Origin of the sequence: uncultured Kiloniella sp., from assembly GCF_937128705.1 — a bacterium.
Classification (GTDB): domain Bacteria; phylum Pseudomonadota; class Alphaproteobacteria; order Kiloniellales; family Kiloniellaceae; genus Kiloniella.
In genome coordinates this window covers 1-15,065 of the sequence record NZ_CAKZMP010000371.1, presented here as the reverse complement: position 1 = coordinate 15,065, position 15,065 = coordinate 1, and the positions used below count along the sequence as shown (strand labels likewise).

Genomic DNA, 15,065 nt, shown 5'->3' with positions numbered 1-15,065 from the left:
CGCCTGTTGCCTTCATCGTCTGACCAACAAACCAGCCAATCAGCTTTTCATTACCGCCACGGAAAGCTTCGACCTGACTTGGATTTGCAGCCATGATTTCATCAATTGCGGCTTCAATCGGTCCAGTATCCGTGATCTGTTTCAGGCCTTTTTCTTCGACAATGGTATCAGCGTCTTTACTGGTTTCCCACATTACCTCAAAGACTTCCTTGGCGATACGCCCGGAAATTGTATTGTCCTTGATCAAACCGATAAGGCCACCAAGCTGTTTAGCTGAAACAGGGCTTTCGTCTAAAGAAAGACCACTTTTGTTCAGCGCACCAAAGAAATCACCCATCACCCAGTTCGCGGCCAATTTAGGATCGCGACCTTCGGCAACGTCTTCGTAGAACATGGCTTTTTCACGATCAGCGACCAAAATACCGGCATCATATGCAGACAAACCAAAATCGTTGATGAAACGCTCTTTCTTTTCATCTGGAAGCTCCGGGATCGTTGCTTTGATTTCTTCAACCCATGCCGGATCAAGAACCAATGGCAACAGATCAGGATCTGGGAAGTAACGATAATCGTGTGCCTCTTCCTTGCTTCTCATTGAACGTGTCGTACCGTTACTCGCATCAAACAGACGGGTTTCCTGAACGATTTCGCCACCTTCTTCCAGGATTTTCACCTGACGTTTGCTTTCGTGTTCAATTGTTTGCTGAACATAGCGAATGGAGTTCACGTTTTTCGTTTCTGTACGTGTGCCCAATTCATCACCAGGCTTACGTACGGATACGTTTACATCAGCACGCATAGAACCTTCGTCCATGTTGCCATCGCAAGTGCCGAGATAACGCAGAATAGAACGCAGCTTACGTAAATAAGCTCCCGCTTCTTCAGGAGAACGAAGATCCGGTTTGGAAACGATTTCCATCAAAGCCACACCGGAGCGATTCAAATCGATGTATGACTGTGTTGGATGCTGATCGTGAACGGATTTACCAGCATCCTGTTCAAGATGCATACGTTCAACGCCAACTTCACGAACATCACCACCTTCGAGATCCAGTGTGATCGTTCCCTCGCCAACAATTGGTTCTAGGAACTGAGAAATCTGGTAACCCTGTGGCAAATCAGCATAAAAATAATTTTTACGCTCAAACACAGATTTCATATTGATCTGCGCACGAAGGCCAAGACCTGTACGAACGCCCTGCTCAACAACTTCTTTGTTTAAAACGGGCAACATACCTGGCATCGCCGCATCCACCAATGAAACATGATGATTAGGGTCGGCACCAAATGTTGTTGCTGCGCCAGAGAAAAGTTTGGATTTTGAAATGACCTGAGCATGAACCTCTAGCCCGATAACAACTTCCCACTCGCCTGTATTTCCTTTGATACGATAGCTCATGTTACTTACCTCCGGCCATTAGCTGCGGAAAAGCAGAGAAACCAGCAGCTTCTTCGACAACGCCTGCAACCTTCAAGACAGTTTCTTCATCAAAAGCTTTACCAAGCAATTGCAGTCCAAGTGGCGTCCCCTCACTGGAAAGACCTGTTGGAACAGATATACCGGGAAGTCCGGCCAAACTAGCAGGAACGGTAAAGACATCGTTCAAGTACATGGCAATCGGGTCATCCATCTTTTCACCAATACCAAACGCAGGGCTTGGGGCAGTTGGTGTCAGAATTACATCCACGCTTTCATAAGCTTTTTTGAAATCATTCGCGATCAAGGTACGAACACGACGCGCCTTGTTGTAATAGGCATCGTAATAACCAGCAGACAGAACATAGGTTCCGATCAAGATACGACGTTTGACTTCATCCCCAAAACCTTCACCACGGGTACGTTCATACATATCATCCAGACTTTCGCCATCGACACGTAGACCGTAACGAACGCCATCATAACGTGCCAGATTTGATGAACATTCCGCAGGTGCGATAATGTAATAGGCAGGCAGCGCATATTTAGTATGCGGAAGGCTGATTTCAACAGGCTCGGCACCCGCTGATTTAAGCCATTCGATCCCCTGCTCCCACGCTTCATCAATTTCTTTTGGCGTGCCGTCCATGCGATATTCTTTTGGAATACCAACTTTCAACCCGCGAATATCGCCTGTGAGTGCTTTTTGATAACTCGGCACACCAACGTTAACCGATGTGGAGTCTTTGGCATCGTAACCCGCCATTGCTTCCAGCATTATCGCCGCATCACGTACAGAACGTGTCATTGGGCCAGCCTGATCAAGTGATGAAGCAAAGGCAACAACGCCCCAACGCGAACAACGGCCATACGTTGGTTTTAGCCCGACAATACCCGAAAATGCTGCTGGCTGACGAATGGAACCACCTGTATCTGTACCTGTTGCCGCCATCGCTGAACGTGCAGCAACTGATGCAGCAGAACCACCGGATGACCCACCCGGTGTGAGCTGTGCATCGCTATCATTACGCTGCCACGGGTTGATTACATTGCCGTAGTAAGACGTAATGTTTGCAGAGCCCATAGCAAACTGATCAAGGTTGGATTTACCCAACATCACAGCACCAGCATTCCATAGATTGCCTGATACTGTTGACTCATAAGTTGGAACAAAACCCTCGAGAATACGTGATGCAGCCGTTGTCTGTGTCCCTTCAGTACAGAAGAGATCCTTCATCGCGATCGGAATCCCCTCCATCAAGCCAGCATTGCCAGCGGCGCGCTTTTTATCAGAAGCATCAGCCATTTCGAGGGCAATTTCAGGTGTCTCAACGATATAGGCGTTAAGCTCGCGAGTTTCTTCCATCGCACTGATATGCGCTTCGGTCAGTTCGTGTGCAGAAAAATCACCCTTTTCCATGCCATCAAGAGCATCGGAAATTGTCAGGTTATTAAGGTTACTCATTATTCGACCACCTTAGGAACAGCAAAGAAACCATGGGCAGACTCAGGGGCATTTTTTGTCACCCGGTCAACATAGTACCCATCATTGACCACATCCTCACGAAGAGGTTGGGTCATCTCGACAACAGATGTCATTGGCTCAACACCCTCTGTGTCCAGTTCAGAGAGTTGCTCAATCCAACCAAGGATTTGGTTCAACTCTCCGGTCAGCTCTTCTTGCTGTTTTTCATCAACCCGGATGCGCGCCAGTCTGGCAATTTTCGCTACCGTATTTTTGTCGACAGACATACTCGGTTCCAATCTTCTATGGATATCGAAAGTATCACGTATTAAATTCGAGCGGAAAATAGCACTCACCCGCCCAAGCTGCAACGCCTACAGAGCGCTTTTTATCAAGTAAAACTGCTTTTCTCTTGTTCAACTGCTGCTGTGGTTGAAAAGGACCAAGAAATAGACAGCATTAAACCACCCAATTAACCGAAAGATATCTGTTTTGTCTTAACCAAATTACCACAGACAAACAAATCTCAGATTGCTAACTCAGAGATCTTATCTTGGCAATTGATCTGAAATCTTGGCCGGAGGCTGACTTGGGCACCTGAGAATAAAAACAGCAACACAAAGCAAACATAAACCGACAAGGCCAAGCCCCCATAATGGAACGACTTCTTTATACGCCACATAGCCTAAACTGGCACTCATCATTGTAATTGCCAACGCCTTCGCCTTAAGCGGAATTACCCGATAACAATCCCAATCGCGAACCATCGGACCAAAGAGATGATGCTGATACAACCAGTTATGAAACCGCTCGGAAGAATGAGAAAAAGCCCACAGGGCAACAAGCAGGAATGGTGTCGTTGGCAATAACGGCAAGACTATACCGATTAGGCCAAGCACAACACATATCCACCCCAGACCAATCAAGCATATACGTCGAATACCCGTTTTCTTAAGCTTCGTACTCTCTGCGAAATCAGGTTTCGACATCAATTCTATAAGGCCCTTGAGGTTACTTAAACACTTGAGATTACTCAAGTAAGCGAAAACATTTAAATGGAGAACGGCTACCCTAACAGACTATAATTAAAAGTTCTTTATCGTGATTTAAGGTGCCCTAACCAAGATATCAATTTTTTAAATATCAGCAGACAAATTATTAATTAAAGACTTAGAAAAAACCCGACAAAGGAGAAACATTAAACAAAATAGGATGCAGCCACAAAATAAGCCCAAAACTCAAGATCGCAAGAAGAGCTCCAAAAAGATCTTTCAGTGTCGGGCGGCAATTTCCACCCTTTATCAGACCAACAAAAGGTATGTTTGATGTTCCGCGGGATATTTCGATCCAGCTTTCCTCCCCCAACAAACGTCTTTTTCGACGATCGACAATGAACATGCCACCAACAGATAAAAGGAGTAAGCCAGCAAAGAATAAAACTTCTGCCAAACTGCCGTTCGCAAAAAGATGCGCCCCTGCCCACAAAGCAAAACCCCATAATATCGGGTGACGCATAATTCCAACAACGCCCATATGCGTTTTATCGAACCCGCTGCCCGGACCAATAGAAAGAGGATTTGGTCGCAAGAATCCCATAACAAAGAACAAGATTGAAAACGGCATAATATGCGCTGTTGCTCTGGCGGCCCAAGGTTCGTACGACCACAGCTCAACGTAAGGAGCTGCCCACACTTCATGAATAAGCCAGATCAAGACCCCCGTCGAAACAAGGGAATAGAGAATATAATATCCCGCTTTCCCTAATAGATTAATAAGGGATTGCTTCACCCGACGCATCGGTGGAATTGAATGTAGCAACAAAAAAACAAGAAAAGAGCCGATCAGCCCCCCAAATCCACCAAACATATGCTTTCCGTTTTCTGCCAATTAAGGTAAGTACAAGACACTTATGACAAAGCAATTATCACTTATCTATAGGACACGCTGTCGCGCATCAGACTTCTCTGTGTCCAATACCCTTGAATTGTCCGTTTTGTACTGGCAAGTCAAGTCTGTATAGGTAAGTCAAAAATCAAGATAAGTAGATCACTGCTTCGGTGTGATATCGAGATCATAAGGCAAACTGAAAATAATAGGCAGAGCAAAGTGCAGGATTTAGATATTTACGACCTCCCCGATCTCGTCGACCGCAATAAACGTTTGCTTGGCTTGGATCCGGGTACAAAAACAATAGGCGTTGCAGTTTCTGATCGTGATTTTAGAGTTGCGTCCCCCGTAAAAACAATCAAACGCACAAAATTTAAAGCCGATGCTCAAGAGCTTAAAGAGATCTGCGTCGACAAAAATATTGGTGGCATTGTAATGGGATTACCCGTCAACATGGACGGATCAGAAGGGCCGCGCTGTCAATCTGTCAGGACTCTTGCGGATAATCTTCGAAACATTGCTGGTATAGAAATACCTATCGTTTTTTGGGACGAAAGAATGTCAACGTCGGCTGTGGAGCGATTTTTAATTGGGGAAGCTGATATGACACGGAAAAATCGTGCAAAAGTTATCGATAAAGCTGCTGCTGCCTATATTCTTCAAGGGGCACTGGACGCAATTCAACGAAGAACATCCTCTTAATACCCCCTATAATCCTCAATATAATGAAACTCTGCACGTATTCCTGAAAAAAATCACTTTCATTGCTGCCATGTACAAAATGCATAAAAAGCAATGAAAGTGCACTCAAATGCCAAAACATAACATAATAGAACCACAAATATTTCAAATTTTCGCTGAAAATACTCTTCTGTAAAATTTCCCTCAAATTCAAGCGAACATCACCCAGCACAACCTTGCGTTTAGACCCGTCATTCGTATTTATACGAATGTTTACATTAGCGCATAACCACTATCTTCCCTAACAAGACAGACAAATAAGCTCTGATTTTTTTTGTGCTTTAAAACCTGTAAAGAAGGAAAATAAAATGTTTAGCCTGGAAACCGGCAGCATAATTGTTATACCTATTTTACTCATCAGTTTGTGGGTTGTAACACGAATTTTTCAGAGTGATGAAAAATCGGCTGTAAAGGTCCTGTGGACAATTACAATCTTTATTTTACCTGCCATCGGTTGTGTATTGTGGTATTTTATTGGACCACGCAAAGAAAACTCAACACAAAACAGCCTTTATTTTCATAAATGACACTATACATATTCGTAATCATACGAATATCATTTCCGGGAAATAAAGCTTACTCTTCCTACAAATGACAACAATGCTTTAAGAAAGGCATCAAAATGTTTGGTTTCGAATACGGTGGCATCCTGGGACTTATTCTTCTGGTTGCAAATATCTGGGCAATCGTAAAGATCTTCCAAAGCGGTGCAACAACAGGGTCTAAAGTCCTCTGGATTGTGCTTATTATTCTCTTACCAGTAATTGGTCTTATTCTCTGGTTCTTAATGGGCCCGAAATAACATAATACCCGAAATACCCAACCACCAAAGTAGCCTTTGCCTCTTTCGAAGGTGTTTTGTCTCATGAATAAAAAGCGTACTTGTTATAAGTGCGCTTTTTTCTTCTCCACAAAAAATAAATACCTGCTTGCCTATCGGCACGAACTTCGACTTGTTGATTCGAATACAAAACTTACCCGATACTTTACATTCTCAAATGATACGGTTTGAACAAAAGTAAGTGATGGGAACTTTGGCCGTTGCATCTGCTCTCCCCTCTTTTTAAACTTTCCGGCATATTATTTTTGTTTTTTGCCAAACTGGATATAAATCCAGACATAAGTTTTTAAGGATATTCTTATGACCAAGCCTACAGGTCCTCTGTCTGGATTACGTGTTTTCGATCTTTCACGTATTATGGCTGGCCCAAGCTGTACGCAAATGCTTGGGGACATGGGCGCAGATATCATCAAAATAGAACGTCCCGGCCAAGGGGATGATACACGCAAATGGGGCCCACCTTTCCTTAAAGACAAAGAAGGCAACGACACAGACGAAAGCGCTTACTACCTGTCTGCAAACAGGAATAAGCGCTCTGTCAGTTTGGATATTTCCCAAGCTGAGGGACAAAAACTTGCGAAACAGCTTATTGCGAAAAGCGATATTCTGGTTGAGAATTTCAAGGTCGGTGGGCTTGCAAAATATGGCCTTTCCTATAATGACTTAAAAGAAGAATTCCCTAATCTTATATACTGTTCGATCACCGGATTTGGTCAAACAGGTCCCTATGCCCCACAGGCTGGTTATGATTTCCTCATTCAGGGTATGGGGGGCATTATGAGCCTCACGGGCGAACCAGATGGGCAACCGATGAAAGTTGGCGTCGCCATCGTAGATTTGATGTGCGGGATGTACGCCAGCAACGCGATCCTTGCCGCCCTTCATCACAAAAACCAAACAGGCGAAGGGCAATACATCGACGTCTCGCTTCTGGACACACAGATTGCCTGGCTTGCCAATCAGGGCCTTTATTATCTAACGTCCGGCGAACTTCCGCCACGTCTGGGCAACGGTCATCCAAACATTGTTCCCTACAACGTTGTCCCGTCTAGTAATGGTCACTTTATCCTCGCCATCGGAAATGACGGCCAATACGAAAAATTTTGCCGCTTTGCAGATTGTATGAACCTGTTTCATGACGAACGCTATCACACCAATCAAAACCGCATAAGAAACCGGGACGAGCTTTATCCCCTCATTGGCGAAATCACATCACAACATCCTTCAGAATATTGGATAGAGAACTTGCCCCCTCTTGGTGTTCCCTGTGGCCCGGTCAATGATATGAAAGGTGTTTTTGCACACCCGCAAACACAGGCCAGAGAAATGAAAATTTCCATGCCCCACCCGGCAGCAGCACAAGGTTCCGTCGACTTAATCGGTAGCCCAATGAAATTCTCTCAAACACCTGTTGACTACCGCAAAGCCCCCCCAAGTATGGGGCAAGACACACAAGAAGTTTTGGAAGAACTGCTAGATCTGGATAGATCGGCTTTATGTGATCTAGAAGAAAATGGCGTTATTTAAATTTTGACCAATAGATAAAGCTTTTTCGAATTTAGAAAGAATCCTCTTTCCACAATTGCACTCCTCCCACTTCGATGACATATTGCGGTTTTAATGACGACATATGCTGAAACGATCGCTGCTGGCCAGACTGGCCACGGGCACCTGCTAGGAATAGAGGGCCTGAGAGCTGATCAGATTTCCAACTTGCTTGACCTAGCCGATGGCTATGTTGACCAGAATCGCGCCGTGAAAAAGACCACTGATTTGTTAGAAGGTCGCACGGTGATTAATCTCTTTTTCGAGAATTCCACCAGAACCCGTACTTCTTTTGAACTGGCTGCCAAACGGTTGGGCGCTGATGTAATCAACATGACCGTTGCCTCAAGCTCTATCAAAAAAGGCGAAACACTGGTTGATACCGCCATGACACTCAATGCAATGCATCCCGATGTCATGGTCGTCCGACATTCAGATTCAGGGGCCGTGAAGCTGTTATCCGAAAAGGTAAATGGCTCGGTCATTAATGCTGGCGATGGAAGTCATGAACACCCGACCCAAGCATTGCTTGATGCCCTGACGATCCGCCGTCGCAAAGGCGATCTTTATGGATTGCGTGTTGCGATCTGTGGTGATGTCGCCCATAGCCGTGTCGCCCGGTCAAACATCCATCTGCTGAATACAATGGGCGCAGAAGTTCGCCTGATTGCGCCACCGACGCTTCTTCCTTCTGCGGTTGACCGTATGGGTGTCGAAACCTTCCATAACATGAAAGAAGGTCTGGAAGGCTGTGATATCGTCATGATGCTCAGGCTACAGCTTGAACGTATGCAGGGATCGTTTGTTCCTTCCGTCCGCGAGTATTTCAGATACTTCGGTTTGGATCAGGAAAAATTAGCTATGGCAAAACCAGATGCCTTGGTTATGCACCCCGGCCCCATGAACCGTGGCGTCGAAATTGACAGTGAACTGGCTGATGATCTGGACCGATCACTGATCAGGACACAGGTAGAAATGGGTGTCGCCGTACGTATGGCCTGTTTACACGCCCTGACACAGGGTACTTTGTCAGACGGAGTGCAATCATGAGCCAGCTCGATAACAAAACGAAACGCGCTTATATAAACGCGCACCTCATAGATCCAGCAAGTGGCCTTGATACGAAAGGTGCTCTGCTGACCGAAGGTATCCATATCGTCGATTTCGGCCCGGATCTATTCAAAGACGGTGTTCCAGAGGGTATCGAGATAATTGATTGCCAAGGACATCACCTTGCGCCAGGTCTTGTTGATATTCGGGTCCACCTTCGCGAACCCGGCGACGAACACAAAGAAACAATTCTCACGGCAGGCCAAGCCGCCGCCGCAGGTGGTATCACTTCTATCGCTGCATTACCCGATTCCACACCGGTACTAGATGATGTTTCCGGCGTTGAATACGTCGCCCGACGCGCCCGCGAAGCCAAAATGGTTAAAATCTTTCCGTACGGCGCCCTAACAAAACGCCTCGAGGGGAAAGAGCTGACCGAATTCGGTCTGCTTTCAGAGTTTGGCGCCGTCGCCTTTACGGATAGCACCAAAGCAGTCGCAAATGCACAAACCATGCGTCGTGCGCTGAGTTACGCAAAAACATTTAATGCGCTCATCGTTCAACACCCGGAAGAACCAACCCTTGCCGGTGGTGTTATGAATGGTGGTGAGATCTCTACACGCATGGGACTGTCAGGTATCTCTACCTACGCAGAGATCATTATGGTTGAACGCGACATCCGTCTTGTAGAAATGACAGGCGGCCGCTATCACGCTGCGCACCTTTCCACGGCGGGGGCTGTTGACATAATCCGCCAAGCCAAAGCTCGTGGATTGCCTGTTACCTGCGATACAGCACCCCATTATTTCTGCCTGAACGAAAATTCTGTTCTTGATTACAGAACTTTTGCCAAGGTATCACCGCCCCTTCGTTCCGAAGACGATCGTGAAGCCATCTTCCAAGGCTTAGCGGACGGAACAATCGACGCAATAGCCAGCGACCACAGCCCGCATGATCAGGATTCAAAGCGCCTTCCCTTTGCTCAGGCCGAATTTGGTATCGTCGGGCTGGAAACACTCTTTCCTCTGGCCCTTCAACTCTACCATAAAAAAGCTCTTTCGCTTTTGGATTGCCTCTCGCTTGTGACCAATAAACCTGCTGAAATATTAGGACTACCTGTGGGGAAAATTGCCAAGGGTGCAGCGGCCGATCTTGTACTCTTTAATCCTGATAGTCCTTATTTCATCGATCCCGAAAAATTTAGAAGTAAATCGAAAAACTCTCCTTTCACAGGTTTCCCAGCCCAAGGAAAAGTTTTACGAACGGTGGTTGATGGGCGTACAATCTATGAACGATAAAATTCTTAGATGACATATCTCGCCCGCTAACTCCCGAAAAACAAGGACATTTTTCTATGCCAGACCCCATATCATGGAGCCATGTGGCACCCTTTTATCTGTTAGCATTTGCAGGCAGCTATCTGTTGGGGTCTGTTCCTTTCGGGCTTGTCATTACCCGCCTTTTTGGCTTGGGCGACATACGTCAAATTGGATCAGGAAACATCGGGGCCACGAACGTACTCCGGACGGGCCGCAAAGGTCTGGCCCTCCTCACCCTCATATGTGATAGCGGGAAAGGTGCTGCTGCCGTTTTGATTGCAGCCCTTTGGGGGCCGGATCTGGCTTTGATCGCAGCACTTGGCTCGGTGCTTGGTCATCTTTTCCCTGTTTGGCTCAAATTTAAAGGCGGGAAAGGCGTTGCGACAACACTCGGCGTGGTCATCGCTCTGTCGTGGATGGTGGGCATCGTAGCCTGCCTAACATGGCTACTCACCGCTTTAACCCTGCGTATGTCATCGCTGTCGGCGCTTATGGCAATGCTGGCAACACCCATAGCGGTCTGGTTTATTCATCATGATCTTCAAATGGTTGAATTGACAGCGTTACTGGCTATCTTGGTTTGGGTACGACATCACGAAAATATCAAACGTCTGATTAAAGGTGAAGAGCCTAAAATCGGGCAAAAGAAATGATCATTTCAGTATTACCATACGCTTCAACATAGCACTTCAGGGTTGACTCACGCCCCAACAACACCCCAAATAAAGGTATGTTGAACACCATACGCCCCCCTGCAAATTTGAAAGAAAAGCTTGATTGGCTTCAATTAATTCGTTCCAGATCTGTCGGACCGATAACTTTTTACAAGCTATTAGAACGATTTGGATCAGCGCGTGATGCACTGCAGGCCCTAACGGCAAAGGCTATAAAGAACAATCAAAAGGACCCCGTCTCAAGCAAATCGAGTATTGATCTCGAATTTACAAGAATTCAAAATTTCGGGGCAGAACTTATTGCTTATGGCGAAGATAATTACCCGCCTTTACTTGCACAAATTCCCGATGCCCCTCCTCTCATTCAGGTTCTTGGCAACACAAAGTTTCTCAAAAAAAGAACTGTCGCAATTGTTGGTGCCAGAAATGCATCAACAAACGGGATCACACTGGCAAAAGAATTAGCACAAGACTTGGGGAAATTTGGCTTCCTCATTGCATCAGGTCTCGCCAGAGGCATTGATACAGCCGCACATCAAGGCGCCATACAAAACGGAACAATCGCGGCCGTAGCTGGCGGACTGGATGTCATTTATCCACCAGAAAACAGACCGCTCTATGATGCAATTATCGAGAACGGGGCTCTTATCTCTGAAATGCCATTGGGTAGCGAACCGCAAGCCAAACACTTCCCGCGCCGCAATCGGCTGGTTTCCGGCCTAAGCCGAGGCGTAGTTGTTATTGAAGCATCCCTGAAGTCTGGATCAATGATCACAGCCAGACTGGCGCAGGAACAAGGCAGAGAGACTATGGCAATTCCAGGTAGCCCCCTTGATCCCAGAAGCAAAGGCGGAAATGCTTTGATCAAACAAGGGGCAACCTTGGTCGAAACAGCTCAAGATATCGTCGAAGCCCTTGAACGTCCTTTTGATCCGCCGATAACAAAATCCGAAAGAAAAAGGGTTGTACCTGAACCATCTGCACCTCTTTTAAATATCGTAACTGAGAAAAAAACACCTCTTAATGCGGTTGATGCTCGACTTTCTGTAAAAGAGTTGTTAGGTCCTAGCCCAGTATATGTAGATGACCTGCTCCGACAGAGCCAGCTATCACCAACAGAATTGAATGGTATTTTGCTGGAATTTGAATTGGCAGGACAGATTGAATGGCAACCGGGAAACCGTGTTGCCCTGATCGCTTGAAGGATCTCTTAGGGATCTCTTGAAGAAAATTTAAGATATCAGGCGTTATTCCGGATATCAGGATATTAGGTAACAGAACTGATTTCTGTTAGTAACCGAGAATTTTAGACGTAGGTAGTACCCGAAGCCATGAACATTGTCGTTGTTGAATCACCGGCGAAAGCCAAAACAATCAACAAATACCTGGGCGAAGATTACCATGTCCTCGCCAGTTACGGGCATGTGCGCGACCTTCCCCCAAAGGACGGGTCAGTCGACCCCGAAGAAGATTTTGCAATGTCATGGCAGGTGGACAGCGGATCTGAAAAACGTCTGAAAGATATCATTACTGCACTCAAAGATGCTGATCAACTGATCCTCGCGACCGACCCCGACAGAGAGGGAGAAGCGATTTCCTGGCATCTGGCTGAAGAGCTTGAAAGAAGGAAGAAGCTCAAGGGTAAAAAAGTTTCCCGGGTTGTCTTTAACGAAGTCACAAAAACCGCGATCCAGCAAGCGTTCTCTGAACCAAGAGAACTGAACATGGAACTGGTTGAGGCTTATCTCGCCCGCCGTGCTCTTGATTATCTGTTCGGTTTCACCCTGTCGCCTGTTCTTTGGCGTAAGCTACCGGGCAGCCGTTCGGCAGGTCGCGTTCAATCTGTTGCCCTTCGCCTGATTTGTGACCGGGAATCCGAGATTGAAATCTTCAAACCACAAGAATATTGGACTGTTGACGCGAAACTTTCTACTGAAGACGGTCAGAAATACGGCGCGCGCCTAACTCAACTACGGGGCAAGAAGCTCGATAAATTCGATCTCGCCAATGCCGCCGCCGCACAAGACGCAGTAGATCTGCTCGAAGATGCCACCAGCTTTACGATCAAAACAGTTGAGAAAAAGCAATCTCGACGCAATCCACAACCACCCTTTACGACCTCTACACTTCAGCAGGAAGCGTCTCGTAAATTGGGTTTCGGAGCTTCTCGGACAATGCGGATTGCCCAAAAGCTATACGAAGGGATTGATCTTGGCGGTGAAACGGTTGGTCTGATTACCTATATGCGTACAGATGGTGTCAGTCTTTCCGCAGATGCCATTGCTTCCGGTCGTGATCTTATCGCCAAGCAATACGGCAAAGATTATCTGCCCGCGAACCCGCGCGTCTATAAAAGCAAAGCCAAGAATGCACAGGAAGCGCACGAAGCGATCCGCCCGACGAATTTAGAGCTGCTGCCACGTGATGTTGTCGCCCATCTTGATGACGAAGGACGCAAACTCTATGAACTGATCTGGAACAGAACCGTCGCCAGTCAGATGGAAAGCGCCATTCTGGATCAGGTAGCTGTGGACATCGACGTTGCCCAAGGGCAAGCCGTTCTTCGTGCCAATGGGTCAGTCTTAAGGTTTGATGGCTTCTTGAAGCTATACAAAGAAGACAAAGATGACGAAAAAGAGGGTCAAGATGATGATCGCCGTCTGCCAAAGCTAACAGAAGGCGATATTGCGAACCGCGAAGAGATTGAAAAAGAACAACACTTCACACAACCTCCACCGCGCTACTCAGAAGCCAGCCTTGTCAAGAAGATGGAAGAACTGGGCATCGGTCGTCCGTCAACCTACGCCTCTATCATACAAGTTCTACAAGATCGCGATTACGTTGTTCTGGAAAAGAAACGCTTCAAACCTGAAGATCGCGGACGTATTGTTGTTACTTTCTTACGGAACTTTTTCGCCAAATATGTCGAGTTCAACTTTACTGCAGACTTGGAAACTCAGCTTGATGATATTTCAGCAGGCTCTGCTGATTGGAAAAAGGTCCTCAGAGGTTTCTGGGATGCCTTCCATACTGCAGTTGATGAAACCAAAGGTCTGACAATCACAGAAGTCATTGAGGCTTTGGACGAAGACCTGAGCGACCATTTCTTCCCGACCCCAGAAGATGCGGATGCAAAACATCCAAGAGAGTGCCCAACATGTGATGATGGACGTCTTGGGATCAAGCTTGGAAAAACCGGTGGTTTCATTGGTTGCTCTAATTACCCAGATTGTCGCTATACTCGCCAACTCTCACTCCCAGATGGTGAAGGTGGAGAAAATGATCTCAGTCAGCCAAAGGAACTGGGCATAGACCCAGCAACAGAGCTCGCTGTAACCCTGCGCAAAGGCCCCTATGGTGTTTACGTTCAGTTGGGCGAAGCGGTTGAGAAGACAAAACCCAAACGCGTATCCATTCCCAAGGGAACCCCGATCAGCGATATAACTTTTGAACTTGCTCAAGGCTTGCTTTCGCTACCTCGTGATATTGGTCCTCATCCGGATGATGGTGCCATGATTATCGCTGGCATCGGACGTTTTGGCCCTTACGTAAAGCATGGATCGACCTTTAAGTCCCTGACCAAGGATGACGATGTTCTGATTGTCGGCCTGAACAGAGCTGTTGCCCTTATTGCTGAGGCTCCAAAGCGTGGTCCCGCAGCTGCCCTTAGAACAATCGGAGCACATCCAGAGGACAGTGTTGATATTACCGTTCACTCCGGTAGATACGGCCCCTATGTGAAATGGAACAAAGTGAACGCCTCTTTGCCCAAAGACAAAGAAGTCGACACCATTACACTGGAAGAAGCTGTCGAGCTTTTGACTAAGCAGCTAGAGAAGAAGGGTACAAAGAAAAAAGCACCCGCGAAAAAGAAAGCTCCAGCGAAGAAAGCCACAGCTAAAAAGACCGCCGCTAAGAAAACGGCCGCAAAGAAACCCGCAGCAAAGAAAACAACCACTGCGAAGAAACCTGCTGCTAAAAAGGCTCCTGCAAAAAAGACCGCAAAAACTGAAGAATAAGAGTTAGGAAAAGGGCGTGACCTCTGATAAAAAATCCCCGCCCTTTCCAACAAAGGAAGCGGTTTTAGACTTTATTGAGCAATCTCCAACTTCTGTTGGAAAACGCG

General features: G+C 46.6%; 14 protein-coding genes. 9 read left to right on the top strand and 5 right to left on the bottom strand.

What is annotated here, in order from left to right; all coding sequences use genetic code 11:
- The 5 genes from gatB to Q0241_RS18775 all read right to left on the bottom strand — a co-directional run.
- On the bottom strand, positions 1–1,399 hold a 1,399-nt coding region (gene gatB, locus Q0241_RS18795; protein ID WP_299380600.1), incomplete at its 3' end, for an Asp-tRNA(Asn)/Glu-tRNA(Gln) amidotransferase subunit GatB.
- A gap of 1 nt (position 1,400) precedes the next feature.
- The gene (gatA, locus tag Q0241_RS18790) at positions 1,401–2,882 is read right to left on the bottom strand and encodes an Asp-tRNA(Asn)/Glu-tRNA(Gln) amidotransferase subunit GatA (RefSeq protein WP_299380598.1); all 1,482 of its coding nucleotides are present in this window, start codon (positions 2,880–2,882) and stop codon (positions 1,401–1,403) included.
- A complete protein-coding gene (gene gatC / locus Q0241_RS18785; RefSeq protein WP_299380596.1) occupies positions 2,882–3,169 on the bottom strand; it encodes an Asp-tRNA(Asn)/Glu-tRNA(Gln) amidotransferase subunit GatC in 288 nt (95 codons plus the stop codon). The genes gatA and gatC overlap by 1 nt, the downstream gene beginning before the upstream one ends.
- A 261-nt stretch (positions 3,170–3,430) precedes the next feature.
- Positions 3,431–3,871, bottom strand: a complete 441-nt coding sequence (locus Q0241_RS18780; RefSeq protein WP_299380594.1) for a YbaN family protein — start codon at positions 3,869–3,871, stop codon at positions 3,431–3,433.
- A gap of 181 nt (positions 3,872–4,052) precedes the next feature.
- Positions 4,053–4,748, bottom strand: a complete 696-nt coding sequence (locus tag Q0241_RS18775; RefSeq protein WP_299380592.1) for an NnrU family protein — start codon at positions 4,746–4,748, stop codon at positions 4,053–4,055.
- Positions 4,749–4,988: 240 nt separating this feature from the next.
- Here Q0241_RS18775 and ruvX point away from each other — a divergent pair, with 240 nt between their 5' ends.
- From ruvX to topA, 9 genes are all read left to right on the top strand, one after another.
- Positions 4,989–5,471 carry a Holliday junction resolvase RuvX gene (gene ruvX, locus Q0241_RS18770; RefSeq protein ID WP_299380591.1) on the top strand — a complete coding sequence of 161 codons (483 nt, stop codon included), beginning with the start codon at positions 4,989–4,991 and terminating at the stop codon, positions 5,469–5,471.
- 347 nt (positions 5,472–5,818) lie between these two features.
- Positions 5,819–6,037 (top strand): PLD nuclease N-terminal domain-containing protein, encoded by a 219-nt coding sequence (locus tag Q0241_RS18765; protein WP_299380590.1) that lies wholly within the window; start codon positions 5,819–5,821, stop codon positions 6,035–6,037.
- Positions 6,038–6,132: 95 nt separating this feature from the next.
- Positions 6,133–6,312 carry a PLDc N-terminal domain-containing protein gene (locus tag Q0241_RS18760; protein WP_299380588.1) on the top strand — a complete coding sequence of 60 codons (180 nt, stop codon included), beginning with the start codon at positions 6,133–6,135 and terminating at the stop codon, positions 6,310–6,312.
- 339 nt (positions 6,313–6,651) lie between these two features.
- Positions 6,652–7,878 carry a CaiB/BaiF CoA-transferase family protein gene (locus Q0241_RS18755; RefSeq protein ID WP_299380587.1) on the top strand — a complete coding sequence of 409 codons (1,227 nt, stop codon included), beginning with the start codon at positions 6,652–6,654 and terminating at the stop codon, positions 7,876–7,878.
- Positions 7,879–7,971: 93 nt separating this feature from the next.
- The gene (locus Q0241_RS18750) at positions 7,972–8,946 is read left to right on the top strand and encodes an aspartate carbamoyltransferase catalytic subunit (RefSeq protein WP_299380586.1); all 975 of its coding nucleotides are present in this window, start codon (positions 7,972–7,974) and stop codon (positions 8,944–8,946) included.
- On the top strand, positions 8,943–10,244 hold the full coding sequence (gene pyrC, locus Q0241_RS18745; protein ID WP_299380584.1) for a dihydroorotase: 1,302 nt from the start codon (positions 8,943–8,945) through the stop codon (positions 10,242–10,244). Before Q0241_RS18750 ends, pyrC begins: the two co-directional genes overlap by 4 nt.
- A 56-nt stretch (positions 10,245–10,300) precedes the next feature.
- Positions 10,301–10,918: a glycerol-3-phosphate 1-O-acyltransferase PlsY gene (gene plsY, locus Q0241_RS18740; RefSeq protein ID WP_299380583.1), complete on the top strand. Its 618-nt coding sequence runs from the start codon at positions 10,301–10,303 to the stop codon at positions 10,916–10,918.
- Between the two features lie 77 nt (positions 10,919–10,995).
- Positions 10,996–12,141 (top strand): DNA-processing protein DprA, encoded by a 1,146-nt coding sequence (dprA, locus tag Q0241_RS18735; RefSeq protein ID WP_299380582.1) that lies wholly within the window; start codon positions 10,996–10,998, stop codon positions 12,139–12,141.
- Positions 12,142–12,270: 129 nt separating this feature from the next.
- Positions 12,271–14,958, top strand: coding sequence for a type I DNA topoisomerase (gene topA / locus Q0241_RS18730; protein ID WP_299380581.1), 2,688 nt, complete (start codon positions 12,271–12,273; stop codon positions 14,956–14,958).
- Positions 14,959–15,065: the final 107 nt, after the last annotated feature.